This window comes from Halohasta sp. A2 (assembly GCF_056175805.1).
Genome location: NZ_JAQFWV010000010.1, coordinates 1 through 26,625, shown reverse-complemented (window position 1 = coordinate 26,625; position 26,625 = coordinate 1). Strand labels below are relative to the sequence as shown.

25 protein-coding genes, 2 tRNA genes and 1 pseudogene are annotated in these 26,625 nt (G+C 58.9%); 9 read left to right on the top strand and 19 right to left on the bottom strand.

What is annotated here, in order from left to right:
• Positions 1–133 precede the first annotated feature (133 nt).
• From O2S87_RS04885 to O2S87_RS04870, 4 genes are all read right to left on the bottom strand, one after another.
• On the bottom strand, positions 134–934 hold the full coding sequence (locus tag O2S87_RS04885) for an energy-coupling factor ABC transporter ATP-binding protein (RefSeq protein WP_475407680.1): 801 nt from the start codon (positions 932–934) through the stop codon (positions 134–136).
• Complete coding sequence (cbiQ, locus tag O2S87_RS04880) at positions 931–1,647, bottom strand: cobalt ECF transporter T component CbiQ (protein ID WP_475407679.1); 717 nt, start codon at positions 1,645–1,647, stop codon at positions 931–933. Before cbiQ ends, O2S87_RS04885 begins: the two co-directional genes overlap by 4 nt.
• A 64-nt stretch (positions 1,648–1,711) precedes the next feature.
• Positions 1,712–2,011, bottom strand: coding sequence for a PDGLE domain-containing protein (locus O2S87_RS04875; protein ID WP_475407678.1), 300 nt, complete (start codon positions 2,009–2,011; stop codon positions 1,712–1,714).
• Positions 2,008–2,649, bottom strand: a complete 642-nt coding sequence (locus O2S87_RS04870) for an energy-coupling factor ABC transporter permease (RefSeq protein ID WP_475407677.1) — start codon at positions 2,647–2,649, stop codon at positions 2,008–2,010. The genes O2S87_RS04875 and O2S87_RS04870 overlap by 4 nt, the downstream gene beginning before the upstream one ends.
• Positions 2,650–2,750: 101 nt before the next feature.
• Between O2S87_RS04870 and nikR the strand changes: the two genes are divergently transcribed.
• The gene (gene nikR, locus O2S87_RS04865; RefSeq protein ID WP_475407676.1) at positions 2,751–3,161 is read left to right on the top strand and encodes a nickel-responsive transcriptional regulator NikR; all 411 of its coding nucleotides are present in this window, start codon (positions 2,751–2,753) and stop codon (positions 3,159–3,161) included.
• Between the two features lie 13 nt (positions 3,162–3,174).
• On the opposite strand, the gene O2S87_RS04860 is transcribed toward nikR, so the two are convergent.
• Complete coding sequence (locus O2S87_RS04860; protein WP_475407675.1) at positions 3,175–4,245, bottom strand: aliphatic amidase; 1,071 nt, start codon at positions 4,243–4,245, stop codon at positions 3,175–3,177.
• Positions 4,246–4,619: 374 nt separating this feature from the next.
• Positions 4,620–4,934: pseudogene (locus O2S87_RS04855) on the bottom strand (zinc ribbon domain-containing protein); the annotation flags it as partial.
• 219 nt (positions 4,935–5,153) lie between these two features.
• Between O2S87_RS04855 and O2S87_RS04850 the strand changes: the two are divergent.
• From O2S87_RS04850 to O2S87_RS04830, 5 genes are all read left to right on the top strand, one after another.
• Positions 5,154–6,419, top strand: a complete 1,266-nt coding sequence (locus O2S87_RS04850; protein ID WP_475407674.1) for an urea ABC transporter substrate-binding protein — start codon at positions 5,154–5,156, stop codon at positions 6,417–6,419.
• A gap of 96 nt (positions 6,420–6,515) precedes the next feature.
• Positions 6,516–7,394: an urea ABC transporter, permease protein UrtB gene (gene urtB / locus O2S87_RS04845; protein WP_475407728.1), complete on the top strand. Its 879-nt coding sequence runs from the start codon at positions 6,516–6,518 to the stop codon at positions 7,392–7,394.
• A complete protein-coding gene (locus tag O2S87_RS04840; RefSeq protein WP_475407673.1) occupies positions 7,391–8,473 on the top strand; it encodes an ABC transporter permease subunit in 1,083 nt (360 codons plus the stop codon). Before urtB ends, O2S87_RS04840 begins: the two co-directional genes overlap by 4 nt.
• Positions 8,470–9,243, top strand: a complete 774-nt coding sequence (locus tag O2S87_RS04835) for an ABC transporter ATP-binding protein (protein ID WP_475407672.1) — start codon at positions 8,470–8,472, stop codon at positions 9,241–9,243. The genes O2S87_RS04840 and O2S87_RS04835 overlap by 4 nt, the downstream gene beginning before the upstream one ends.
• Entirely contained in the window at positions 9,240–9,938 is a 699-nt protein-coding gene (locus O2S87_RS04830; protein ID WP_475407671.1) for an ABC transporter ATP-binding protein, read from the top strand. Before O2S87_RS04835 ends, O2S87_RS04830 begins: the two co-directional genes overlap by 4 nt.
• A 115-nt stretch (positions 9,939–10,053) precedes the next feature.
• On the opposite strand, the gene O2S87_RS04825 is transcribed toward O2S87_RS04830, so the two are convergent.
• From O2S87_RS04825 to O2S87_RS04790, 8 genes are all read right to left on the bottom strand, one after another.
• Positions 10,054–10,713, bottom strand: coding sequence for a 30S ribosomal protein S7 (locus O2S87_RS04825; protein ID WP_475407670.1), 660 nt, complete (start codon positions 10,711–10,713; stop codon positions 10,054–10,056).
• Positions 10,713–11,141 (bottom strand): 30S ribosomal protein S12, encoded by a 429-nt coding sequence (locus O2S87_RS04820; RefSeq protein ID WP_253736348.1) that lies wholly within the window; start codon positions 11,139–11,141, stop codon positions 10,713–10,715. Before O2S87_RS04820 ends, O2S87_RS04825 begins: the two co-directional genes overlap by 1 nt.
• Positions 11,142–11,323: 182 nt before the next feature.
• Complete coding sequence (locus O2S87_RS04815) at positions 11,324–11,743, bottom strand: NusA-like transcription termination signal-binding factor (protein WP_475407669.1); 420 nt, start codon at positions 11,741–11,743, stop codon at positions 11,324–11,326.
• A gap of 11 nt (positions 11,744–11,754) precedes the next feature.
• The gene (gene rpoA2 / locus O2S87_RS04810; protein ID WP_475407668.1) at positions 11,755–12,990 is read right to left on the bottom strand and encodes a DNA-directed RNA polymerase subunit A''; all 1,236 of its coding nucleotides are present in this window, start codon (positions 12,988–12,990) and stop codon (positions 11,755–11,757) included.
• Complete coding sequence (locus tag O2S87_RS04805) at positions 12,983–15,910, bottom strand: DNA-directed RNA polymerase subunit A' (RefSeq protein ID WP_475407727.1); 2,928 nt, start codon at positions 15,908–15,910, stop codon at positions 12,983–12,985. The genes rpoA2 and O2S87_RS04805 overlap by 8 nt, the downstream gene beginning before the upstream one ends.
• 13 nt (positions 15,911–15,923) lie before the next feature.
• Entirely contained in the window at positions 15,924–17,750 is a 1,827-nt protein-coding gene (rpoB, locus tag O2S87_RS04800) for a DNA-directed RNA polymerase subunit B (RefSeq protein ID WP_475407667.1), read from the bottom strand.
• Positions 17,751–17,752: 2 nt separating this feature from the next.
• A complete protein-coding gene (locus O2S87_RS04795; protein ID WP_475407666.1) occupies positions 17,753–19,321 on the bottom strand; it encodes a DNA-directed RNA polymerase subunit B'' in 1,569 nt (522 codons plus the stop codon).
• Entirely contained in the window at positions 19,318–19,545 is a 228-nt protein-coding gene (locus O2S87_RS04790; RefSeq protein WP_475407665.1) for a DNA-directed RNA polymerase subunit H, read from the bottom strand. Before O2S87_RS04790 ends, O2S87_RS04795 begins: the two co-directional genes overlap by 4 nt.
• 246 nt (positions 19,546–19,791) lie before the next feature.
• Here O2S87_RS04790 and O2S87_RS04785 point away from each other — a divergent pair.
• Positions 19,792–19,864, top strand: a tRNA-Asp gene (locus O2S87_RS04785).
• A 159-nt stretch (positions 19,865–20,023) separates the two neighbouring features.
• Complete coding sequence (locus tag O2S87_RS04780; protein WP_475407664.1) at positions 20,024–21,205, top strand: AGE family epimerase/isomerase; 1,182 nt, start codon at positions 20,024–20,026, stop codon at positions 21,203–21,205.
• Here the strand turns inward: O2S87_RS04780 and O2S87_RS04775 are convergent.
• The 5 genes from O2S87_RS04775 to O2S87_RS04755 are packed head-to-tail and all read right to left on the bottom strand — an operon-like array spanning position 21,202 to position 26,324.
• Positions 21,202–21,879, bottom strand: a complete 678-nt coding sequence (locus tag O2S87_RS04775; RefSeq protein WP_475407663.1) for a DUF4013 domain-containing protein — start codon at positions 21,877–21,879, stop codon at positions 21,202–21,204. The two genes, O2S87_RS04780 and O2S87_RS04775, sit on opposite strands and share 4 nt — an antisense overlap.
• A gap of 58 nt (positions 21,880–21,937) precedes the next feature.
• Positions 21,938–23,086, bottom strand: coding sequence for an ABC transporter ATP-binding protein (locus O2S87_RS04770; RefSeq protein WP_475407662.1), 1,149 nt, complete (start codon positions 23,084–23,086; stop codon positions 21,938–21,940).
• A 2-nt stretch (positions 23,087–23,088) separates the two neighbouring features.
• A complete protein-coding gene (locus O2S87_RS04765; protein ID WP_475407661.1) occupies positions 23,089–23,973 on the bottom strand; it encodes a carbohydrate ABC transporter permease in 885 nt (294 codons plus the stop codon).
• Positions 23,973–25,004, bottom strand: coding sequence for a carbohydrate ABC transporter permease (locus O2S87_RS04760; protein WP_475407660.1), 1,032 nt, complete (start codon positions 25,002–25,004; stop codon positions 23,973–23,975). Before O2S87_RS04760 ends, O2S87_RS04765 begins: the two co-directional genes overlap by 1 nt.
• Before the next feature lie 27 nt (positions 25,005–25,031).
• Positions 25,032–26,324 carry an ABC transporter substrate-binding protein gene (locus tag O2S87_RS04755; RefSeq protein ID WP_475407659.1) on the bottom strand — a complete coding sequence of 431 codons (1,293 nt, stop codon included), beginning with the start codon at positions 26,322–26,324 and terminating at the stop codon, positions 25,032–25,034.
• Between the two features lie 174 nt (positions 26,325–26,498).
• On the opposite strand from O2S87_RS04755, the gene O2S87_RS04750 reads away from it, so the two are divergent.
• Positions 26,499–26,571, top strand: a tRNA-Asp gene (locus O2S87_RS04750).
• Positions 26,572–26,625: the final 54 nt, after the last annotated feature.

Sequence of the window (26,625 nt, the reverse complement as noted above, 5' to 3'; positions counted from 1 at the left end):
CTTTTGGTGTAATTCTGGTTTTTGGACCGGATGTTTCACGACAGTATGAAAACAACAACGGTGAAACTGGATGAACGACTATTCGAACGTAGTCTACGGCACGGCTCGTAGTCAGTCGACTGGCGATCCAGTCCTAATCAAGCCGAGTTCGTGCTTCAGCGACTGTCAGCGGGACAGGTTCGTTTCCGTCGAACAGTCGGACGACTTGCGGCGGCCGAAGATTACACTCGGCCAGCAGCGCCGTGTCAGTCAGGATGGTTCGCGTCGACCCCGTTACACGAATCGATCCATCGGTTGATAAGAGGATAACTCGATCAGCGAGGTGTGGAATCAACTCAGTATCCGGCGTCGAAGTGACAAGTGTCACACCACGCTCGGAGAGCTCATCAAGCAAATCAAGGATTTCGGCGCGGTTGACTGCGTCGACGTTGCTCAGCGGTTCGTCAAGCAGTAATACCTCCGGCTCGACAGTCAGTGCGCTCGCCAATGCCGCCCGGCGCTGCTCACCACCACTAAGTCGGAACGGGGGCTTCGACAGCAACTCCGTGAGTCCCAACCGGTCGGCAACGGCCTCGACCTGCTGGTCAATGGTCTCTTGTGGTTGCTGCTGTTGGGTTGGGCCGTAGGCTAAGTCCTCTCTGACGGTTGGATTAAACAGGTAGTCGGCAGGGTCCTGGGTGAGTACACTCAGTCGGTCGCGGACCGTATCCGCATCAACGGTTTCTCCAAAGAACTGAATGGTACCTGTCTCCGGCGAGAGTAACCCCCCAAGCAACTGCAATAGCGTACTTTTACCAGCCCCGTTTGGCCCCAAAAGGGCGACCCGTTCGCCCTGCTTGATGTTGACGTCGACTGTATCCAGTGCCAGGGTTCCGTCGGGATAGGCGTAACTGAGGTCAGTAGCTTCTATCACGATCTCGTGGTCGGTGCTCACGATAGTATCACTCCAAAGACACTGGCTCCAACGATCAGTCCAAAGACGAGATCGGCCCTCCCGAACTCCATGGCAGACTGATGAGGAGCCACACCGGTACCTCCGCGAGCACGGGCGGCTCGTTGGACACGCTCGCCACGTTCGAGACTCCGCAAGAGAAACGTTCCAATGAAATTCCCAGAATCCTGCCACGTCCGCTGGAGATCCGGATCAGCTACCGTTCGGCTCTGGCGGGCTCGAATCATCTGTTCAAGTTCGGCGAAAAACAACAACAGATACCGGTAGGTAATTGCTAATAACAACACAGCGATTCGGGGTACTCGAAGCCGAGCAAACCCTGACAGCAGTGTTGAAAATTGCGTCGTCAACAGCAGTAGAGATAGAAACCCGACACAGGCGGCAACCCGGACAGTAAACATCGCCACGTAGAGGCTGCCGTCGACAGACAATGGGAGTACTGAGAGCTGAGGACCATCCATCAACACTGCTTGCGGGGCGACAACGATAGCACCAACTGCAGGTGGGCCGCTCAGCCGACCGAGAAAGATTCGAGGAGGAATTCGAGAGGTAACTGCCAAAACCATCGAAAGACCAACCAGTAGACCGACTATCTGAAGTTCTTGTTGAGTAACCGTCACTGAGACGAGTGCCAGTACACCCATGATTTTTACACTTGGCTTAACCGATTGCAAAAATCCATCTTGAGTGGCCATATCCTCCGACAGAAGAAACCACTGTGCACGGGTTGCAATCGCCACAACAGTCCGGTCAAGGAGGTCACTTCGCATCCGGCGTAGTTCCGAGGAGTCGACCAATCGCTCCGGCGACGACGAGCGTGAGCGCTGTTCCGACGACGGCGGCGACGAACGTTCCCGCTGGGCCACTCAGTCCGACGATGCTATAGTCCGGAATGAGGGCGATCTCGACGGCCTCCGCATGGTCAACCGCGCCGGTTTTTTCAGCGGCATTCTCTAGAGGCTCAGCGTAGCCGACTGCTCCGGCCGCCCACCCAAAGGCTGGTGCGAGCAGCGTCAAGACGATTAGTATAGTCACCGCCTGCGGAAACCACTTGTTCATGAGACAGTCACCTCTGAATCCACAGTCGGCCGAAGATCAGGCCGGGCTTGGGCGAGGTAGCGGTAGACAACCGCTGTGATACCGCCTTCAACGAGCCCGAGAACGAGGTGGCCAACGCCCATAATCGAGAGAGTTGTCAGTAGTTGATACTCAAAGGCTGATGAGAGTCCGAGCTGTAACCCGGCGACGAGTGCACCTGCGGTGATTCCCAGCCACCCCGCAGCGAATGCGGCCCGGAATTCACCGTGAGGTGCGAGGGCTCGGTAGACCCCATAGCCAACGTACACCTCGACAATTGCCATATTGAACACGTTTGCTCCCAGGACGACGAGTCCGCCGTCGCCGAACACCAGTGCCTGAATCGTCACTACCGTTGCGACACACAACGAGCCGAGATGCGGTCCTAAAAGGATAGCGGCGAACGCGCCACCGACAAAATGGGCGCTCGTTCCGCCAGGGATCGGCCAATCAAGCATCTGGGCAGCAAAGATTCCTGCCGCAACAACTCCCAACAGTGGCGCGCGACTCTCGGGTACCGTCCGCCCAACGCGCCGAGCGGCAAAGCTCAAAACCACGATCGAGAGTCCGCCAAACACCACCGCAATTAATATGTCGAGGTATCCGTCCGGTATGTGCATATCTGGCGTATATCCGCTCTCTCAAATAATACTTTGGTATCCTGCAGTATTACCGTTCCGAAACAATCATTCATAAGCGTCTCACTAAGATAGGTGGACGTATGACTGACGAAATCAGCCGGATCAGCCTTACACTACCGTCGACGATGATCGGCCGTCTCGATGGCATTGTCAACGATTGGGAGTATGCCAGCCGCTCGGAGGCAATTCGTGACTCGCTGCGCGATTTCTTTGTGAACTACGAGTGGGAAGCCGATAGCGAGACAGTTCACTACGGAACGATCGTTATTGTTCACAACCACCATGTCGATGGGTTGGCAGACGACCTCCAGACAATTCAACACGAGATGGCAGAGATCATCACGTCAGTCCAACATATTCATCTCTCACACGATTCCTGCATGGAAACGTTAGTTGTCAACGGTTCAAGGGATAGAATAATCGAGTTGTCGAATCGGCTCCGCGCTCTTGGTGGCGTCCAACAGGTTAAAATGATAATCGTCGACGAGTAACAGAGCCGTTCAGTTAGTCGGCGTCAAGCACCTCCTTTTGTGGTTCTTTTTCTTCTTGTTCCTCTTCAGGAATTGTGAGTCCCTCAATTGGTGCACAGGCAGTTCCCGTCGTCGATCGCGTGAGGTCTTCGATCTTGTTTTTGGCTTTTTCTGTGTTGGTCACCCAGTCCTCATAGAAACTGAACGGGTTTTTGGCTTCACCATCTCCGAGCCCGGCGTCCTCGGTTGAGGTGTATCCCCGGTGAAGGAGTTTGTACATGTGGTTTTGGCTCTGCCAGTTTTTCCGTGCATCCCTAATTTCGGGGACGGAGAGTTCAGCGTACTGCCAAACATTCTTTTCGCCACCACATTGTCCAAGGACACGACCATCGAACCCGACAATATTGGATTTTCCAAAGAATGAGTACACTTCATCCTGTCCCGACAGATTTGCAACTGCAACGTAGGAATTGTTGCTCCACGCTGCATGCCGTGCGACGAGTTCCTGTTGTTCTGCAGCAGGGTACATATATCCTTGGCAGCGAATAATCAATTCTGCACCCTTGTATGTACAATCACGCCATATCTCGGGATAGTTTCCGTCATCACAGATAATAAGACTGATTTTCAGCCCTTTCGGACCGTCTGTGACATACGTTTGATCCCCTGCAGTCCAGCCTTCGATTGGGCACCACGGGATGATTTTCCGGTACTTCTGACGGATTTCTCCCTCGTTATCAATTAATATGAGAGTGTTGTATGGATTCCGATTCGGGTGATCTTCGTGTTTCTCACCCGTGATCGAAAACACACCCCAGACATCGTTTTCAATACACGCCTGGGAAAAGATCTCTGTTTCTGGACCTGGAACTTCAGTCGACAGCTCCATCATGAGATCTTCATCGTAGGTGATCCCTTGCGTCGAGTACTCCGGGAAAATAACGAGATCAACACCTGGCGCTCCAGCTTTGATGCCTTTAATTTTATTTGCAATATTTTCGCACTGTTCTAGTACCTCTTCTTTGGAACTAGGACTCGGTGCAGCTGTCTGGTGGACTGCAACACCAACGTTACTACTTGACGACGAGATGTCTCCATGTCTCATTTTACTACGTACTACAATTATCTAGTTTTTATATAAATATTGTGTTTATAGCAATAAATAGTATCCAATAGCGTAGTAAGAACATAAGAAATTAGAAATCTTAGCCAGGTTTTGTCTAATCTACATTCTAAAATAATTTTTAAGAACAACTACTAAATTGCCATACAAGGAGAGGATTGACAAGTTAGACAAGAGTTGGGAAGACGATCCTAATTCTATTAATTCGCCCGACATGCGCGTAATGATAAAAACAGATTCTGCTTGAGTTCGTTGGAACCGAATGGACAGTTCACTGTTTGAAGGTCTGTACGTTCGTAAGTTGACTCGGAGTTAAGGGGGTTCGCGAGACAAAGTTTCTTGTCGATATGAATTCACTTCTGACAACAGAACGCTTCACAAGACTGATTGTCGCCGTGGGTACACCCACACGTCGAACACTGTTTGGACGTGTTCCGAGGATCAACCTGTACGACTTCCACGCCATACTCTTTTGAATTTCCTGGGAATAGGTTCTGAAACTGCTGTTGTGATTTACCGGGGGCTGGGTGACTCGTGGGATACTGCTTGGGACCGCTTGAATTATTGTTATTTATTACCAACCACACGAGATGAATGTCAACAGTCGTTTTAAAATTCGACCAAGTTATATAACAACAAGTAATTGTTCTTGATACTGATTTCTTATTCATTTTACTAATTTGAATCGGCCATTTTTATTCTAAATGTCCAATATATAAGGTTGAATTAGCTCATATGATTTCATATAATTGTATATCTATTAATTTAGAAAAGTTTATCTGGTATCTTCTTGTGGAAACCAATGTCGAATATGAGTAGGCAAATGGTAGAAAAAAAGCTGACCAAGTCAAATATGAACACAATTTTACTACAAAAGTGGGTGATTCGGAATGAATAATCGAGTCTCTCGTCGTTCAGTTCTGGCGGCGGCTGGAACCGGTCTCGGACTCTCGCTGGCAGGCTGCTCCGGTGGGGGAAGCGGCGGGAGCGACGCGCCGACCGTCGGTATTCTGGAGGATCGCTCCGGCGAGTTCCAGCTCAACGGCACCTCGAAATGGCAGGCCACGCGGCTCGCCATCGAGGAGATCAACGCCGACGGCGGCATTCTCGGCGAGGAGATCGAGATCGTCGACCCCGACCCACAGTCGGACAACGAACGCTACCAGGAACTCACCGAACAGCTCATCCTGCAGGACGAGGTCGACGCGCTATGGGCGGGTTACTCCAGTGCGACCCGCGAGGCGATCCGCCCTATTATCAACGAGAACGAACAGCTATACTTCTACACTACGCAGTACGAAGGCGGCGTCTGTGACAACACGATCTTCCCAGTCGGCGCGACCGCCCGTCAGCAATTGGGCAAAGTTACGCCGTACATGGCCGACGAGTTCGGCGAAGACATCTACATTATCGCGGCTGACTACAACTTCGGCCAGCTTTCGGGTGACTGGGTCAACGTACTCGCCGAGGAGAATGGTTACAACATCATCGAAGAGGAGTACATCCCACTGGGCGAGACAGACTTCTCGTCTGTCATTAACCGAATCCAAGACGAAGACCCCGACTTCATCATGTCAATGCTGGTCGGCGCGAACCACGAGAACTTCTTCGACCAACGGGCGAACAACGACATGGAAGACATCCCGATCGGGACGTCGACCGCGTTGGCCCAGGGATACGAGCACAAACGGTACGATCCACCCGCACTGACCAACGTCTACTGCGGCGTCAGCTACATGGAAGAACTCGGCGACGAGCGCGAAGGCGAGGACTTCGTCGGCGACTTCTACGAGGAGTTCGAGGATGCCGAGTACATCAACCAGGAAGCCCAGAACAACTACTTCTCGGTGTACCTCTGGCGCGATGCAGTCGAAGAGGCCGGAACGTTCGACCAGCAGGAAGTGATCGAAGTGCTCGAAGAGGGCGTCGAGATCAGCGCCCCGTCAGGCGATCTCGTTCTCGATGGCGCGACCCACCACATGGAGCACGTGATGCGGGTCGCTCGCGCCGACGAGGACCACGAGATCTCGTTCAGCGACGAGGAAGTGATCGGGCCGAGCTTCCTGCGCGAAGAGGTCGAAGACGGCGAGGGCTGCGACCTGCGTGAGGAAGACAAAACCACCCAGTACGAACCCGGCGATGTCTATGACATCTGAGCACACACTCTCCCACACAAACGACCACCCCCGACAGCCCGCGAGGTGTGGACAGTGACAGCCAGTCCGATTGCGCTTCAGCTGTCGACCAACGACATGCTCGCGCTGTTGTTCCAGTTCCTCAACAGCTTTGGCTTAATCGTGTTGGCGACGGTGGGACTGGCGATCATCTTCGGGATGATGGGCGTCATCAACCTCGCCCACGGCGAGTTCATTCTGATTGGCGTCTACGGAACCGCGCTTCCGTACCACGCTGGCGTTCCGCTGCCGCTGGCGATGGTCGGCGGCGTGCTCGTGACGACGGTGTTCGGCGTGATCGTCGAGCGGACGATCGTCCGGCACCTCTACGACCGGCTGCTGGACTCGATGGTGGCGACGTGGGGGCTGGCGCTGATCATCTCCCAACTGCTGTTGATTGTCTTCGGATCGAGCCTCGACAGCATCTCGACGCCGCTGGGCAACGTGAGCTACGGCCCGTTTTCCTCGTCGATCTACCGCAGCGTCTTGTTGCCAATCCTCGCAATTGCCGTCCTCGCCGGGCTCTACGCGCTGTTCACGCGCACCGAGTTCGGCGTCAAGGCGCGGGCGACGATCAAGGACCCCGAGACCGCCCGCGCGATGGGCGTCGACACCGATCGGATGTACGTCTCGACGTTCGCCATCGGCTCGGCGCTCGCGGGGCTGACCGGCGCGCTGTACGCGCCCGCCCTCGGCTCGATCACCCCGAACCGCGGTTCGACGTTCCTCATTGAGGCATTTATTGCGGTCGTCGTCGGTGGGCCGTCGGTCATCGTCGGCACGCTATCGGCCTCCGGTGTCCTCAGCCTGTTCAATGCGACGGGGAGCTTCTTCGTCGACACGTTCTTCGGCCAGATGCTGATGTTGCTGGTCGCGATCGTCGCCCTGCGGCTGCTGCCCGACGGGATTACAGGCTACGTAAAATCGTGGAAAGCACGCCGGAGGACCGAGGAATGAACCTGCTCACAGGCGTCCGCGGGCGTCTCGAAGGCCCCAACACGTTCGGGGAGTCGACGCCGTTTTGGATCGGCTTCGTCGTTGCGGTCGCTGCGCTGGCGGCCTATCCGCTGACGACCGATCCCTACACCGTCCTCCAGAGCACCCGCTACCTGACGTTCACGTTCCTCGCGTTGAGCCTCTGTTTCGTCTGGGGCTACGCCGGGGTGCTGAGCTTCGGTCAGGTCGCGTTTTTCGGTGTCGCGGCCTACACCTTCGGCATCATCGGGATCAACTTCTCGTCGGCGGTCGGCGCGACCGCCGCGGCCTTCGGCGCGATCGCCGTCGGCACGCTGTTCGCGGCGATCCTGGGCTACTTCATGTTCTACGGCGGCGTCCGTGACACCTACGTGACGATCCTCACGCTGGTGGTCGCGCTGGTGTTGAACACGTTCATGGCACAGACCGCGGGCAGCGAGTGGGCCGTTGGCGCGGCCCAACTCGGTGGGTTCAACGGGATGACGAGCATCCCGAACTTCACCCTCGGCATCGAGTTCACGCAGGTGAACTTCTACTACCTCGTGTTGGCCGCGCTCGTCGCCACCTACCTCGGTCTCCGGGTCCTGCTCAATAGCGGCTTCGGCATGACGATGGTTGCCGTCCGCGAGGACGAAGAACGGACCGCGACGTTCGGCTACAACGTCCCGTTCGTCAAACTGGTCGTGTTCACGATCGGCGGCGGATTGGCCGCTCTGGGCGGCGTCTTCTGGGTCACGTGGGGCAACTACGTCGACCCGGGGGTGTTCGACATCGCCTTCGCCGCCCTGCCGGTGGTCTGGGTCAGCGTCGGCGGCCGCGAGTCGTTGATCGGCCCGATCGCCGCGACGCTCGCCATCGAGCGTATGCAGACCGGCCTCTCTAGCGGGATCGGTCCGATCGATTCCGAGTGGGCACTCGTCATCGTCGGCGGCCTGCTGCTCGGCGTGATTCTCTTCATGCCCGCTGGCGTCGCGCCCACGCTGAACAGCGCCATCGAGAAGTTCAGGAACCAACGCGCGAACAGATCACAGTCCACGGCCACCGAGGAGGCGATCGAATGAGTACACCCGAAGACATCAACGTCAGACAGCAACCGGCGGTTGCTGCGACCGGCAGCGGCCGCGATGCCATTTTGGCCACGAAGAACCTCACCAAGAAGTTCGGCGGTCTCACCGCCGTCGACAGCGTCGACTTCAGCGTCGACGACGGCGAACTCCGGTGTCTGATCGGTCCGAACGGCGCTGGCAAGTCGACGCTGTTGAAGCTGATCATCGGCCAGCTGTCGCCCACCGAGGGCGACATCTACTTCGACGGCCAGGATCTGACGGGCCTCGACCCACACGAGCGGATCGACGCCGGAATCAGCGTCAAGTTCCAGTCGCCACACGTCTACGAGAGTCTCACTGTCGTCCAGAACTTACAGATCCCGCTCCAGCGGACCGACCGCGACATGGAGGCGGTTCTCGAAGAGACCCTCGAACGGATCGACCTCGTCGAGCAGGCCGACACGCGGGCCGGAGACCTCTCGCACGGCCAACAACAGCGCCTGGAGATCGGAATGGCGATTACGCTTGACCCGAAGCTCATGTTGTTGGACGAGCCGGTCGCGGGGATGTCAGTTCAAGAAACCGCCGACATCGCCGCGTTGATCCGTTCGCTCCACGACGACGGAATGGCGTTTCTGGTCGTCGAACATGATATGGAGTTCGTCCGTGAGATCTCCGAGCAGATCACCGTGCTCGATCAGGGGGCGGTGTTCCGACAGGCCCCGATCGAGGAGATCGAAACCGACGAGGCCGTTCGGCGGATCTACCTGGGTGATACCGAATGAGTCTCGACGTTTCGGGGCTCACCGCGGGCTACGACGGTACGTCGATCCTCCGCGAAGTCGACTGCCACGTCGTCGACGGCGAGATCGTCGGCGTCGTCGGCCGCAACGGTGTCGGCAAGACGACGATGCTCAAGGCGATTATGGGGCTGCTCGAACCATCGGCAGGGAGCGTCCACTTCGACGGCGAGGACGTGACCGCCGAACCAGCCGATGTCCACGCCCGGGCGGGAATAGGCTACGTCCCACAGGGCCGTGACGTGTTTCCTGGCCTGACCGTCAAGCAGAACCTGTTGGTCGGCGAGTCGATCGGTGGCGACGACGAGACGCTGTACGACCGCGTTTACGAGTACTTCCCTATTCTCGAAGAGCGTGCCAACCAGGATGCCGGGACATTAAGCGGCGGCCAACAGCAAATGCTGGCGATCGGCCGCGCACTCGTCGGCGATCCGGATCTCTTGCTCGTCGACGAACCCTCAGAGGGGGTCCAGCCATCGATCGTCCAATCGATCACCGAGGACCTCCGGCGGATCAACGAGGAGCTGGGAACGACGATCCTCTTTGTCGAACAGAACCTCTCGGTCATTCAGGGACTCGCCGACCGCTGCTATGCGATGGATCACGGCCGGATGGTCGACGAGATCGGCGAGGAGGCGGTCGAGGACCGCGAGCACCTCGAAGCCTACCTCGTCGTCTGATTGAGGGTTACCTCCCGCGTCGACATTTTTTAGCTCACTACTGAACTATCGACCAGAACCCACTCTGAAACGTAGCTGTTGCTCAGTCACAAATAAACGAAAATCTGCTCCCGGATTAACGGGCTGCAGCCGCGACGCGTTCGCGCTCTTCTTTCTGGTTGATTGCGTACGCTCCGACGTCGTAGTCGGCCGCACCGGTGAGCTGTTTGGCGAGCGCCTCGGCGGCGGTCGTCTTCGACTTGTAGCTCGCGTTTTTCGTTCCCTGGGCAATGAACTTCAGCGCCTCGTCGACACGACGCTGGGGTGCAACGTCGACGGCCTTGGGCACCGAGATACCACCGTACTTGAGGCGAACGGTCTCCTCACGTGGGGCGGCGTTCTCGACGGCGGTGACGAGCACCTGTACCGGGTTCTCGTCGGTCCGGTCGTGGACCAACTCAAAGGCTTCGCGGACGATTTTGGTCGCGCGCTGTTTCTTGCCGGTGTTCTCTTCGGTCTGCATCAAGCGATTGATGAGCCGCTCGACGACCGAGATCTCGCTTTTCTCGAACTGTTTCGACGCGTGTCGACCCATCGTGTGGGCGATCGGCGTCACGTTGAGGTAGCGCTGGGTGCTCGGATCGGCGTACTCGATCTCCGAGACGTCCCAGACACCGAACAGAAGGGCTCCTTCGACGGCCGACTCTTCGGCCTCGGATTCTTCGGCTTCCTCAGCTTCGGTGTCGACCTCTTCGGCCTCCACGTCTTCTTCCTCGGGAGCTTCGCTCTCGGACATTATCGCACCGGTTTTTCGGCATTTCCGCGGACGAGTTCGATCATCGAGACGCCGTTGACCTTCTCGACCTTGTAGTTGACACCCGAAAGGTCGCCCATTGCGCGACCCTTCGCGCCACCGATTCCTGCAATCGTGACCTCGTCGTGCTCGTCGATGAACGAAATTGCGCCATCGCCGGGACAGAAGGCGGTGACCTGCTTGCCGTTCTTGATGAGCTGGACCCGAACACATTTTCGGATCGCGGAGTTCGGCTGCTTTGCTTCGATGCCGACCTTTTCGAGAACGATGCCGCGTCCCTGCGGCGCGCCTTCGAGCGGGTCGGACTTCTTTTTGAGCCCGCGCTCTCGTCGAGCGTACTCGGAGTCGGACCAGCGTCGTTTCTGCCGGTCCTTGTTGAGCTTCCGGGCGGCGTATTTGCCGTTGGCCATGTGGAACCTTCTTTTCGATGGGGCTACTTAAACATCCCTCTTTGGACCCGACGAAACTCCCGGAGATCGCTTCTTAGGGGTCGCTAATCGAATCTGAGACTGTTTTGGACTCTACACAACGCACGGAGATCGCCTTAGGGTCGACGACGGACGCGGAAATCGACTGAGAGCGGATCTCCACGTCAGGTCAACTGGATGTCGTCGATGTCGTGCTGGCGGCGTGCCAGCCTACGAGCGGTCTCGATATGCTGACCGTTTGTCCCGATAGCAACGCCACGATCGGCCTCGTCGACTTCGACGTAGGCGATTCGATCGCCCTGTTCGGAGATCGTCACGCCGCGGACAACCGCGGGGGCCAGCGCGTTCTCAACGAACGCGGCTGGCGTCTCAGCGTCCTCGACGAGCTCGATCGATCGACCGACCGTTCGTTCGACGCGTTTGACAGTCCGACCGTTGGGGCCGATGGCGTCGGCCATCTCTCCGGCAGGAATCAGAAAAACGATCCGATCACTCTCGACGAGACAGTCGTTTGGGCTGACACTGGTCTCCTCGTCGAACAGCCCGATGTATCCCATCGCCTCGTCGGAGAGCGTGACTTTCATGGGTTTCAGTCTCAGTCGTCGGCCGGGTTCGCGTCGATCGAACCCATCCGGAGTTTGACATCGCCGGTTCCGAGCGAGATCGGCTTGCCGACGATCACGTTCTCAATGATGCCGTTGAGATCGTCGCTCTCGCCGTGGATGGCGGCGTCAAGCAGGTGGTTGACCGTCACCTCGAACGCGGCGCGTGCGAGCACTGAATCCTTCGAGCCCGAGATACCGTGTCGACCGATCGACTCGATCGTTCCTTCGTTGGTCATGATGTCGGCGACCAACATCAGGTGTCGGATGTTCACGTCGTCGAGCCCCTGCTCGCGGAGCGTGTCGATCGTCTCGTTGATGATCGCCTCGCGGGCGGCCTCGATGCCGAGTTCCGAGCGGATCTCGTGGATGTTGTTACACGTCGACCGACTGGCGTCGACGCCTTCGATCGAGAGCACGTCGCCGAACGCAGAGCCCTCGGTGTAGAGGACGAACTCTTCGTTGTCATCGTCGAGCTGTTCTTTTCGGATGACGACGCGGCTGATGTCTTCGATACCTTTGAAGACGATATCGCGTAGCTGTTCGACAAGCTGGAGCAGCTCGCGGTAGCTCGGCTCGTTGGGGCCGAACTCGATCGCCATTCCCTGGTGTCGGGTGGTTACACCGAGTTTGTCCTCGATGGTTTCGGCGATCTCACTGGCGACCACGTGTGGGTCGTCGACCGTCGGCCAGCGTTCGTCAAGCGTCTCCTCGTTGAGATCGATCCGCACGATCATGTCGGCAACGTTGGTCGAGACGTCACCGAGCGCGAGGATCTTGGTGGCTTCGAGCGCCCAGACGACCTCGTGGGCTTTCTCTCGGTTTTCGGCGTACTCGTCTTCGAGATACACGGTCATCATCGGCGTATCCGGCGTTTTACGCGCGTCGACCAGCTCAATGAGCCGGGGCAGCCCCTGGGTCACGTCGATCTCGGCGACTCCTGCGTAGTGGAACGTGTTCATCGTCATCTGCGTTCCGGGCTCGCCGATCGATTGGGCCGAAACCGTCCCGACGGGTTCGAGCGGGTCGACGCGCGTATCGAGATACTTCGATTCGACGCCGCGAGCGATCTCTGCGGCCTGCTCGGTCGTCACGCCCTCGTGGGATTCGATCGTATCGTAGACACGGTCTTTCAGTCGACGCGGCAGATCGGTGTCTTCGACGATTGCCTCTATGTCGTCTGTGATGTGGCTGTAGTCAGCCAGCGGGTCGTAGGCAGCCTCAGTCATCGGACTCCACCCCCTCGAACCGCGGCTCGGTATGCTCCGAGAGGTTGGTCGGCGGCTCGCGGCGACTCAGGAAGGCCTCTTTTTCGGCTTCGTCTTCGAACTCCGCTTCGAGCACGCGGTCGGTGATTCCCTCGACGTCGATGTCGAAATCCTCTTGGGAGGACACACGAACCGGCGAGGTTCCGTCCTCGCCGAACTCGAACTGGATGACCGTCCCCGAAGTGTCGCGAACCGTCCCGTCGTACTGGGCTTCGAGTTCTGACAGGGCGTTGATGAGTCGACGCTGGAGATAGCCGGATTTCGAGGTCCGGACTGCTGTGTCGACTAGCCCTTCGCGGCCACCCATCGCGTGGAAGAAGAACTCCCGTGGCGTGAGGCCGCTGCGATACGAGTTCTCGACGAAGCCGTGGGCTTCGGCCGAGAGGTCGTCCGCCTCGTAGTGCGCGAGGGTTCGGTCCTCGTACCCCCGGTTGATGCGCTCGCCTCTGACCGCTTGCTGGCCGACACAGCCGGCCATTTGCGTGAGGTTGAGCATCGAACCACGCGCACCAGAGCGTGCCATGACGACCGCCGGGTTGTCGTCACGGAAGTGATCGTCGGCAATCTCACCTGCGGAGTCCCGGGCCTTGCCGAGCGTCTGCATGATCTTCATTTCGAGCGTCTCGTCGACCGTCCGACCGGGCAGCGATTCGAGATCGCCGTTCTCGTAGGTCTCGATCAGCTCTTCGATGCGGTCGTAGGCGTTGGCGATCGCCTCGTCGACCTGCTGTTCGGCGACCGGTGGAATCGACTCGTCGTCGATCCCGATCGAGAAGCCGAAGTGCATGATCGCCCGCATCGCCAGCGAAGCGATCTCGTTGATGAACACGCGCGATCGCGTCTCGGAGTACTGTTTGACCAGCGTGTCGACGATCTCGCCACCGAACGCGCCGACGGCGTCCTCGTCGATCGTTCCCTGAATCAGCGTGCCGTTCTCGATAATCACGTCCTCGCCTGTCGAGGAACTGAACTCGAGGTTCAGGTCGTCGGGCAACAACAGCGAAAAGACCGTCCGGCCGGTCCAGTACGGGCCCATCTCGTCTTCGCCATCGGCCTCGGGCAACTCGTCGACTCGCGTCGCACGGAGCAGGTCGAGCGCCTGCGTCTCGGTGAACTGCGGGTTGTCGTGGGTGAGCAGGTAGGTTCCCGAGATGTGGTCCTGAATCGCCCCGATGATGTTTTCGCCGAACCGCGGCGAGAGAATCTGCTCTTGGACGCGCATGAGGACGCGGGCTTCGGCCCGTGATTCCTCGGTCTGCAGCGCGTGGAGGTTCATCTCGTCGCCGTCGAAGTCGGCGTTGTACGGCGGACAGACAACTGTGTTGAGCCGGAATGTCTTGTACGGCATCACGACGACTTCGTGGGCCATAATCGACATGCGGTGCAGCGACGGCTGACGGTTGAAGATCACGATGTCACCGTCGACGAGGTGGCGGTTGACCTCCCAGCCCGCCTCGATTTTGGTCGACAGTTCTTCGCAGTTCTTCGTCGTGACCTTGAGCCGTCGGCCATCGGGCCGTTTGACGTAGTTGGCCCCGGGGTGAACCTCAGGGCCGTTGGCGACGTACTGGCGTGCTTCGTCGGTGTTACGCTCGGTGACGTTTATCGTGATCGTCATCTCGCTGGCAACCCGATCCGGAATTCCGACCTCATTGAGTGAGAGCGTCGGATCGGGCGAAATGACCGTCCGGGCCGAGAAGTTGACACGCTTGCCCGACAGCGACCCACGGAACCGCCCCTCTTTGCCTTTCAGGCGCTGGCTGAGGGTTTTGAGCGGCCGACCCGAACGGTGGCGGGCCGGTGGCGTTCCCGAAATTTCGTTGTCGACGAACGTGGTGACGTGGTACTGCAGCAGCTCCCAGAGGTCCTCGATAATCAGTTGGGGGGCACCGGCCTCACGGTTCTCCATAAACCGCTGGTTGATCCGGATGATGTCGACCAGCTTGTGGGTGAGGTCGTCCTCAGAGCGCTGGCCGTTGTCGAGCGTGATCGACGGCCGGGCGGTCACCGGCGGCACCGGAAGCACGGTCATGATCATCCACTCGGGCCGCGAGTGCGCCGAGTCGATTCCCAGCACCTCGATGTCCCCGTCTGGAATGTCCTCGAACCAGTCGCGAATGTCCGACGGCATCAGCTTGTTCATGTCCTCTTCGGTGAGGTCGACGTCGAGCGCCTTTTCGAGCGCCCGGCGGTCCTCGTCGAGCGGCCGGAACTCGCCGCCGAGAATCTGGTTGATTCGTTCGAGTGCGATGCCGGTCTGGTCGGCCAGCGCCTGTGGACTCATCCCTTCGTCGTCCTCGTCGTCGGGATCGGGTTGCATCGCCGAGGCGATGACCTCTGAGTACTCGGATGCGAGAACGTTTTCGACCTCGTAGTAGGTCGTCGGTTTCTCGTGTTTGATGTCGGCCTGTGGCTCGCCACAGTGTGGACATGCGTTCGCTTTTCGCGCCTCTCTGACGGCCGATTTGAGCACGGTGTCGGGGTCTTTGCCCAACTCTTTGGCCGTGACGAGCTGGTCGCGGAAGAACTGCATATCCTTTTGGCCGTCGACGTCCTCTTCGAGCGTGAGTCGACCGCAGTTCCGGCAGGTCGCCCGCAGGAGCCGGCGCATTAGCGTCGTAAAGCCGACGTGGATAACCGGTGCGGCGAGTTCGATGTGGCCGAAGTGCCCCGGACACGACCCGGAGTGTTGGCCACAGGTTCGACATTCGAGACCGGGATCGATCACGCCGAGGCGTGGATCCATCAGTCCCATGTCGATTGGGTAGCCGTCGTCGTCGTAGGTGTCGGCGGTGATCACTTTCGTCGCCGACAGGTCGCGGTACGTCTCGGGATCCATGAGTCCGAACCGGATCCCACCGAGCTGTTTTGGTGTTTGCATTGACATAGGGGTGTTAAACTGCGTCCTCGAGTTCGAGCGTTGGTCGGATGCCGAGCGCCATCATCTCGTCCAACAGGAGTTTGAACGCGTAACTGATCTCCATTTCGTGGATGTTGTCCTCGCTGCCGGTTGCAGGATCGTAGACACGGCGCTGTTCGCGGTCCTGGACCGCGATCATGCCGGTATCCGCCGAGATGTAGACCGTCTCTTTGTCCGACGAATCCAGCAGGCGTTCGTTCAGAACCATTGCCGCACCGTGGCCGATGATCGTATCGCGTTCCATCTCACCAACCCGGAGGCCACCCTCACGGGCACGCCCCTCGGTCGGCTGGCGAGTCAGCACCTGCACCGGCCCGCGCGAGCGGGCGTGCAGTTTGTTCGAAACCATGTGGTACAGCTTGTGGTAGAAGATGATCCCCACGAAAATCTGGGCGTCGATCTTCTCACCCGTAACACCGGAGTACATGACTTCTTTGCCCGAAGAGTTGAAGCCGTGGTCTTCGAGCGCGCCACGAAGCTCCTCTTCGTTCTCGCCCTGAAACGGCGTCCCGTCGACGCGTCGACCTTCGAGCGCGCCGACCTTGCCGCCGAGCATTTCGAGAACGTGGCCCACAGTCATCCGCGAGGGCAGCGCGTGCGGGTTGATCACGAGGTCGGGAACGAGTCCTTCCTCGGTAAACGGCATATCTTCCTGTGGTGCCAAGTGGCCCACAACCCCTTTCTGACCGTGTCGGGAGGCGAACTTGTCGCCGAGTTCGGGAATCCGTTCGTCCCGAACTTTGACTTTCGAGAGTTTTGAACCGTCCTCGCCCTCCATCAGCGTGACCGTGTCGACAACACCGTCCTCGCCTGAACGCATCGTCACCGAGGTTTCGCGGCGTTTCTGGGGCGACAGCCCGCCCATGTCGTCGGGTTCTTCGAGGAACCGTGGTGGACTGGTCTTGCCCAAGAGCACGGAGTTCTCGTCGACGACCGTTTCTGGATTAACGAGGCCGTCGTCATCGAGATGGGTGTAGGCGTCCTCGCCGCGTGCGCCACGAACGTCCTGGCTCGGAATCTCGAATCGATCTTCTTGGCCACCTGGATAGCGTCGTTCTTCGCCCTCGTACGTGCGGAAGAAGTGCGAACGCATCAGTGCACGCTCGACCGATCCCTTGTTCATCACCAGCGCGTCCTCGATGTTGAACCCCTCGTAGCTCATCACGGCGACGACGAAGTTCTGGGCGGCCGGTCGCTCGTCGAAGTTGATCTGTTCTGTCGTCTGGGTTTTGACCATCGCCAGTTGCGGGTAGTGCAGCAGGTGTTGGCGAGTGTCGGGCCGAATTCGGTAGTTGGCCGACGGCAGCCCGAGCGACTGTTTCATCATCCCCGCGCCCATCGTAATCCGCGGACTGGCGTTGTGTTCGGGGTACGGAATCATCCCTGCACCGATTCCGAAGATGAGTGAGGGATCGATTTCGAGATGTGTGTGTTTCTCGGTGAGGTCGTCTTCGTCGACACCGATCAGGACGTCCTCTTCTTCTTCGGCGTCGATGAACTCGACGTAGCCACGGTCGACCAGATCCTCGAATTCGAGTTCGCCGTCGTCGACGGCCGCGATTTCCTCGTCGCCGAGTAGCGGTTCGCCGTTTTCGACGACGATCAGCGGGCGTCGTGCGCGGCCCGCGTCGGCGTTGATGATGACCTCTTGGGTCCGGCCACGAACCGAGACGTTGACCATATCCGAGACGTCACCGCGTCGACGGGCTTCGCGGATCTGTTCTGCTAGCTGTTCTGGGTCCGGATGGGTGCCCACCAGACTACCGTTGACGTATACTTTCGCTTCTCGTGCTTGAGCCATTGTTAGTCGTCCGCCGGAGTGGTTCGTTCGACGCCATCGATGCTGGGAATCCCCTCGACACCCATCGACGATAGCTCTCGTTTCAGTCCCTGTTCGTCCTCGATATCCTGGCTCAGCTCCATCGCCTGCGCGAAGTTCTTCACCAGTCCACAGTTCGGTCCCTCGGGCGTCTCAGACGGACAGATGCGACCCCACTGGGTCGCGTGCAGGTCCCGTGCCTCGAAGTGGGGCTGCGAGCGCGACAACGGCGAGCGAAGCCGACGCAGATGGGAGAGAACGCCCATGTAGTCGGTTCGGTCGACCAACTGGCTCACACCGGAGCGGCCACCGACCCAGTTGCCCGTCGCAATCGGATGTTCGAGCCGCTCGGTGAGCACGTCGGACCGAACCACGGTGCTGACCGAGAGGTTTCGGTTCCGCATGTTGGCGCGTTCGAGCTGATATTTAACGTCCCGCGAGAGCTTGTTGAGCGCTGTGCGGAACAGATCGGTCATCAGGTCGCCCGAGACCTTCAGGCGCTTGTTCGCGTAGTGGTCCTTGTCGTCCGCCTCACGCCGGTCGAGTGCCAGTTCGAAACACGCCTCGGCCATTCGGCACAGGTAGTAGGCCTTGTTGATTCGGACTTCCTCGTCTTCGACGCCCTCCTCGTGAAGGTGCGGAAGCAGGTAGCGGTCGATCACGTAGTTGGCCCGTTTGAGCTGGTAGTTCTTGCCCTGACCACTGGCGACACGTTTGCCCAGCGTTTCGATCGCGCCCTCGGTCGTCTGGACCTCGGCTTCCTCGAGGTTTTCGAGCATGAACTTGACGATCTCGGGATCTTCGGAGACCCGATGAACGATCTCCTGGTCGGATTCGAGCCCGAGCGCCCGGACGAGTGTGACGAAGTCGACGCTGCCTGAAACGGATGGGAAGCTGACTTCCAGAAGGCCTTCGCGGTTTCGCTCGCAGAGTACAAGCGCGCGGTAGCCGCGCCGCTGGCTGAACGTTTTGGCGACCTGAATGTCGTCGCCGTACTTGGTGTCGTGTTCGGCCAGAATCTTGTTCGGTGCGAGGTCCTCGCTGGTCATTAGCACTCGCTCGGAACCATTCACGATGAAGTAGCCACCGGGGTCGACGGGGTCTTCGCCGATCTCGATCAGCTCTTGGTTCGAAAAGCCAGTGATGTTGCAGTTCTGCGAGCCGACCATGATCGGCATTCGGCCGACTTTCGTCTCGGTGGAGTCGACGACCTGTTCGGGTTCGTCTTCGCCGCCGCGGATGATCGACATCTCCATGAACACCGGTGCGGCGTAGGTGATGTTTCGGAGTCGAGCTTCCTGTGGGTAGAGAAGCTCTTCGGAGCCGTCGGCCTCGCGCACGCGCGGTGTGAGAATTCGAATGTCTCCGAGTTCGACGTAGACGGGCTCTTGGCCCTCCTTGTCGCCGATGTCGGTGTCGATCGTCTCCTTTTCGTCGACGACCTGTTGCATACCGCGTTCGAGAAACGCGTTGAACGACCGGAAGTGGTGTTCGGCGAGCCGTTCGTCCGAAAAGTACTTTTTGGAGATCGTGCGTCGGTCTTGTCGGTTCATTCGATCACCAGTCGGTACGATATCGATGTTTCTGCGGTTCGAGAATCACGGACGATCTTGAGCACGTCGCCCGGCGCGGCGTCGTCGGGGAGTGCGGGATCGTTCCGTTTGATCTTCGGCAGGTCGGTACGACTGAGACCATACTCTTCGAGCACCGAATCGATTTCGGGGTCCTCGATGACGATATGATCCGGGACGAGTTCGTGTTGGCTGACATCTACCATGGGTGAGTTATCTGTCGGTGGGAAGAAGCTACTATCACGAGATACTACAGCGGGTTAGTAATCCGAGCCATTTAACAGTTGCCAACTTCGGCTGACACCAGCGGCTCGGCGACTCCCTGCGGGCGTGATAGTAGATACCAGGGTGTCGACTACTATATGCTTTTGGGGGAGTTCGCTACCAGGTACCACAGTCTGCACAAAAAGCAAGCCTTATCTGTGTCTCGCGGTGAGTTGGTGGTACGGTGCGCCCAGGTGGTGTAGTGGCCCATCATACAACCCTGTCACGGTTGTGACGCGGGTTCAAATCCCGCCCCGGGCGTTTTCTCGGATTCAACAGTCAAGAGTGGTCGGCTCGATTGACCACGACCGACCTCGACGGTAGGCTCCGAGTGGTCAACTGAGCGGCTTCGTGTCAGTTATTCATAAGCCGAATACTCCGGGGAAACCTACAGGACAGTGGCCGACAAACGCCTCGGACATGGTCTCTCAATATGAACAAAGCGACTGGCTCCGCGAGCGCATTCAGGAGATCCTCTCGTTCTATTACCCCGACTGTGTCGACGACGAACACGGCGGCTACATCGCCCAACTCGACGCCGAGACGGGCGAGATCTACGACCGAGAATCGAAACACCTCGTCGCGACCAGCCGCTTTGTGGTCAACTTCTCGCTGGCCGCCCGTGAGGGTGGCCCCCAGTGGGCGCTACCGATGGCCGAACGCGGCGTCGACTTTCTCCGTGACCACCACCGCGACCCCGACTCCGGTGGCTACGACTGGCTGCTCAACGGGATCGAGACCGTCGACGACCGTCGCGTTTGCTACGGTCATGCGTTCGTTTTGCTCGCATACGCTCGCGCGCACGAAGCGGGCGTCGACGGTGCAAAGGAAGCACTCGAATCGACCTACGATCTACTCGTCGACCACTTCTGGGAACCGGAATACAATCTCTGCAAAAGCGAGTTTTCGGCCGACTTCGCCGAGAGCGAGGCCTACCGCGGCCAAAACGCCAACATGCATACCTGCGAGGCGATGCTGGCAGCCTTCGAGGCCACCGGTGACGAGCGGTATCTTGATCGCGCCCGCGAGCTTGCCTACGCGTTGACGGTCGAACTCGCCAGCGAGACCGACGGCCTGCTGTGGGAACATTACACCACTGAGTGGGACCAGGACTTCGCCTACAACCGCGACGAACCGCGTCACCAGTTCCGACCGTGGGGCTACCAGCCAGGTCACCATATCGAGTGGGCCAAACTGCTGGCGGTTCTCGACCGCTACGCCGACACCGACTGGGCGCTCGACCGGGCCGAAGCGCTGTTCGACGCCGCGATCGAGTACGGCTGGGACGACGTCGACGGCGGCTTTTATTATAGCTTCGACCGCGAGGGCGAGCCACTCGTCCAAGATCTCTACGGCTGGCCGGTCGCCGAAGGGATCGGTGCGGCCGCCGTGCTGGCCGAGCGAACTGGAAACGATCAGTACCGGACGTGGTACGACAGACTCTGGGAGTATGCCGAAACCACGCTGACCGCCCCCGGCGGCAACTGGTACGAGAAACTCGTCGACGGCAAGCCAGCCGAAACCGGACCAGGCCCCGAAGTCGAACCCGGCTACCACCCGATCGGAGCCTGTTTCGAGGGGCTTCGCTCGTTCGACGACTAAGCAGTATCAGGCTTGTTCGGCACGGCCTGGCTCGCTGCGCGGCCCCAGTAGCCGATCACGACGAGTTCGGCATAGAAGGCCAGAAAGAAGCCGACAACGACGTCGACCAACCCGCCAGCGAGCGTAAGCAGCAGCGAGCCCACGACGAGCCCGACAGTGACATTATAAAAATACGTGCCGTCGGCGGCAGCGCTCACCAGCACGCGTGAGTCGAACCCGGCACGGAGTCGACCCCGTCGCACATAGTTGACGAGCGCCGCGGGAAGCAAATAGAGTACGGAGAGTGCCAGCAGTAGTGAGGCCGTTGAGCCAGCGACGAAGCCGAGCGATGTGCCGAAGTCGACGGACGTTGGTGGCGCAGCGCGGTTCGTCAGTCCGAACACGGTAATGAGGAGCATCCCGCTTGCAGGGAGGAGATAGGCGGCGACGAGTGCACTGGCCCCCAGTCCGCGCTTGGTCATCGCCAGCACGTCCTCGAACGGCGGAAGCGTCTCGAAGCGCGTGAGTCGGTCCCGATCGGCGGTTTCAGCCAGCACCGTCAACAGGTAGCCAGCGACGACGATCAGCGGCGCTATCGGAATGTAGACGGCTGCGAGGTGGAGCCCACCCCCAATAAGAAGCGTGTCGACGCCGCGGTCGCTTCGAAACGGAAACCGAAACGGGGCCGGGATCATCAGTACGCTGTACAGTCAGCGACGAGTCAAGGCTGTTGTGGATTCCGCTGCCGCCGACTCACGATGAGGGTGCAATCTCGACGTCTTCGATTGTTTCGAGCGAGCGGGTATGAATCGTCTGCTCGGTCTCGGCATCAAACAGGTGGATCGCTTCGGGCGGAAAGCCCACAGTGACCGTTTCGCCGGCTGTCGCCCGGCGCATCCCGCCGATCGTCGCAACGAACCCCTCCGTGTCAGCCTGTGGATCGAACATGACGTGGACGTTGTTCTCGTCGCCGCGTGGCTCGATCACGTCGATTTCGACCTCGTAGTGGTGCGGCTGCGTGCCGTCGACGCCGACCTCGATGTCCTCGGGTCGAATCCCCAAGATGACCCGGTCGACACCGCCGATTGCCTCACGGTGGGTCTCGCCGAGTTCGTACTCGAAGTGGTCGCCGACGAGTCGGTCTCCCTCACTGTGCATCTCGAAGAAGTTCATCGAAGGCTCGCCGATAAAGCCCGCGACGAACAGGTTTTCGGGCTCGTGATAACACTCGAGCGGCGTGCCGACCTGCTGGAGCCGCCCGTCGTCGAGGATGGCAATCCGGTCGCCCATCGTCATCGCCTCGGTTTGATCGTGAGTGACGTAGATCGTCGTCACGCCGAGGTCATCTTGGAGCCGCTGGAGTTCGGTCCGCATCTGGGATTTGAGTTTGGCATCGAGGTTCGCCAGCGGCTCGTCCATCAGAAAGGCCTCGGGTTCGCGGACGATTGCCCGACCGAGCGCGACACGCTGTTGTTGGCCGCCCGAAAGCTCACCGGGTTTACGATCGAGCAGGTCCTCGATCCCCATCATCCGCGTCGACTCGGTGACCCGTTTGTTGATCTCCTCGTCGGAGAGGTCGGTCGACTCTTCGAGACCGAACGACATGTTTTCTCTCACCGTCATATGCGGATACAGCGCGTAGCTCTGGAACACCATCGCAGTGTTGCGTTCCTGTGGTCGTTTGTCGTTGATGACCGTCTCGCCGAGGCGGATCGTTCCCTCGGTGATCGATTCGAGTCCGGCAACCATTCTGAGCGTGGTCGACTTGCCACAGCCCGACGGTCCGACGAGGATCAGAAACTCGCCGTCGGCGATGTCGATACTCACGTCGTCGACGGCGACAATCTCGCCTTCGTCGTCCTGAAACGTTTTGGTGATGTGTTCGAGTTGAAGTTCAGCCATTGTTAGGTTCCTCCGCCAGCGACACCTTCGGCGAACTGCTCGCCGAAGACAATGTACACCAGCAGCGTCGGCAGGGCCGTAATGAACGCTCCTGCCATTTGGATGTTGTACTCCGATACCATCGAGCCGGTCAGCTTCTGCAGCGACATCGTCACCACGTCGTTGCTGTTGTCACTGATCAACACGATCGCGAACAGCAGGTCGTTCCAGATATTCGTGAACTGGTAGATGAGTGCGACCGCGAACATCGGGATCGACAGCGGGAGGATGATCCGGTAGTAGATCGTCGCGATGGTCGCCCCATCGAGCCGCGCGGCCTCGATCATCGAACTGTCGATCGATTTGTAGTGAGCCCGAAACAGCAGCGTACAGATCGGAATTCCGTAGGCGGTGTGGGTCACCGTCAGCGCGATGAGTTCGGCCCGGTCGGCTAGCAATGGCACCGCTGCCAGCAGACTGCCGAGGTCGACGATCGACCAAAAGCGTGATAGCGGGACGAGCACCGACTGGTACGGGATGAAGATCCCCGCGATGAGGGCCAACAGGACCAGCGCTTGGCCCCGCCAGTTCGTGTTTGTCAGCCCGTATGCGGTGATGCTCCCGATCGTCGCCGAAAGGATCGTCGCCGGAATCGCGAACAGGACGCTGTTGACCAGTCCTGACTGGAGTTCGCCGAACGCCATGATCCACGGGTCGATCGTGAACTGGTCTGCAAGCGGCGGCAGGAACGGTGAGGTCTGCTGAAAGCCGCCCTGGGTTTTGATCGCGGTCATCAGGCCGCTTTCGAGCGGCGAGAGGTAGAACGCGATCATCGCCACCAGCGTGGCATACAGTGCAACACGGCTCCAGTCGGGTCGGTTGAAGTCGAATCCTGTCTGGGTCGACATTAGAGTGCACCTCGTTTGTACTGCCGGTAGAGATACGGTGAGATGATTCCGAGCGCCAACACGAACAGGATCGTCGCGATCGCCGAGGCGTACGCCCAGTTGGCCGTCCCGTCGAACGCCTCGCGGTACATCATCAGTGCGAGGATGTCGGCTGACTCGCCGGGCTGGGTGCCGAACATGACAAAGAGGAAGTCGAACGCCTTCAGTGCGAACACCATCAGCACCACTGCCGCACTGGTCGTCGACGCCCGAAGCTGTGGGATAATCACGCGCCAGTACATTTTGAAGATATTCGCGCCGTCGACTTTGGCCGCCTCGTACTGGTCGGTCGGGATCGCACGCAGTCCGGCCAGATAGACGACCATACAGTAGCCGCTGAACTGCCAGATCAGCGCAAAGATCACCGCGAACAACTTGAACTGGGGATCACTGATCCAGTTTTGGGTGAGCGCGCCTAACCCGATGAGCCGGAGGCCCTCGTTGATCATGCCGGACGACGGGTTGTACATCCACGCCCAGAACACTGCCGTGACGACGAACGAGAGACTCATCGGCAACAGGAAGATCGTCCGAAAGGAGTTCTCGAAGCGGATTTTCTGGTCGACAAGCAGTGCAAGTACGAGACCGACGATCAACGCGACGACCGTAAAGAGAATCAAGAGCACGAACGTGTTCCGCAGTGCCCAGTACTCCTGTGGGCCGTCGAACAGCCCGCCTGCAGCGACTTTGGTGAAAAACTCGACGTACTGATCCAGATTAAATGTCGAGGGATCGTAGGTGACCGGTCGCAACCCCTGCCAGTCGGTTAGCGAGATGATGAAATTCCAGCCGATGGCTCCGTAGACGAACAGTCCCACGAGCAGCGTCGCTGGAAGCCAAAACGGGAGTGATTTGACGAACTCGCTTTTCTTCCATCGTTGGATGGTCGACTCGGCTGTCTCAGGTGATTTCGTGGCGTCGGCTACTACGCCGCCGTCAGTGCTGACAGCGTCGGTCGACGTCTCGGAGTTCGGAGCGTGCTGAGAGTCCATTGAGATGTAATACGTCAACTACTTCGCTCAGATGGCGTCTGTCAGATCCTCGTACACTCCATCTACGTCCCAGTTGCCAGTGAACGATGAGAACGCTTCCTCAACGTCACTTTTGACTTGCGGACTCACGCCCGTGCCGTGGGCGATCGTCGCTGGCTGGGAGTCGGAGGCGCTGAAGTCCTCGCTCTGGCGGGTGAGGAACGCCCCGAACTCGTCCATCGAGACGTCCGTTCGGGCTGGAATCGAGCCCTTGATCGGGTTGAATCGCTCTTGGCCGTCGACCGAGCCGACGTAGCTCAGCCACGCGTCAGTCGCCTCCGAGGAGGGGTTTGGTTCGGGTTTGACGAACGAGTCAGTAACGATGTGGTAGACGCCTTCGGTGCCCGGGAACGGGACGTGATCCCACTGATCTTCGAACTCGAAGTCCTCGCTGGATTCGTACTGTCCGGCCGCCCAGTCGCCCTGATGCATGAACGCCGCGTCGCCGCTGATGACGTCGTTGTTCGCCTCGTCCCAGGCGACCGAGCCAGCGTCGTCGTTGAAGTACGCCTCGTAGTCGACGACCGTCTCGAGTGCACTGCGGACGGCCTCTTCGTTCTCCTCGACGCCGTTTTCGAGAACGGCCTCGTAGGTGTCGACGCCCGCCTCGCCAATGAGAATGTCTTCCCAGAGTTGGAGAGTCGTCCACGGTTCCGCAGTCGACTGGGCCATCGGCGCAGCGTCGGTCTCAGCGTCGATGGTCTCCATCGCATCGAGCAGCGCCGTCGGCGAGTCGAGCGTGGAGGGGTCGACGCCCGCTTCGTCGAGGACTTCGGTATTATAAAAGAGGTTGTTGAGCCGATGGATATTCAGTGGCACAGCGACGTAGTTGCCGTCACCATCTCGTGAAAGATCACGAACGCCCTCTTTGTAGGCGTCTTCCATCTCGTCGGTCCACACGCTGTCGCTAATGTCGGCCAGTACGTCCGATTCGGTGTACGTTTCAAGCGACCCGCCGGGCCAGATCTGGAACGTACTCGGTGCGTTCTCGTTGAGCACGCGGTCTTGAATCTCGGTGCTCAGTGCCGAGCCTGCCCCGCCGGGCGCCTCGCTGTTGTTGACACTGAAATCCGAGTGTTCTGCTTCGAAGCCCTCGATTAGCGCTTCGATCGCGTCGCGTTCGCCGCCTGCGGTCCACCAGTGGACTACTTCGACTTCTGATTCGCCACTCCCACCGTCGGATTCATCCGAGCCGCCAGCACAGCCCGCTAGTCCGACAGCCGTTGCGACACCAGCCGTCTGTATGACCGTTCGCCGCGTAATTTTCTTATCTTTTGACATAGTAATAACCCGGAGTATGGGTGACTGAATATTCGTCATGATCTATTTATCCCTTCCCCATTGTTAACTAACTATAATGGTGGCAAGCATATATGTTGTTCACTGGTCGACGATCGCCGTCGGGTCGACTAATAAGGTTTAAACGTCTCGCCGAAAAACGCATGAATGCAGCAAGCCCAGGTGGTGTAGTGGCCCATCATACAACCCTGTCACGGTTGTGACGCGGGTTCAAATCCCGCCCCGGGCGTTTTCTCGGATTCAACAGTCAAGAGTGGTCGGCTCGATTGACCACGACCGACCT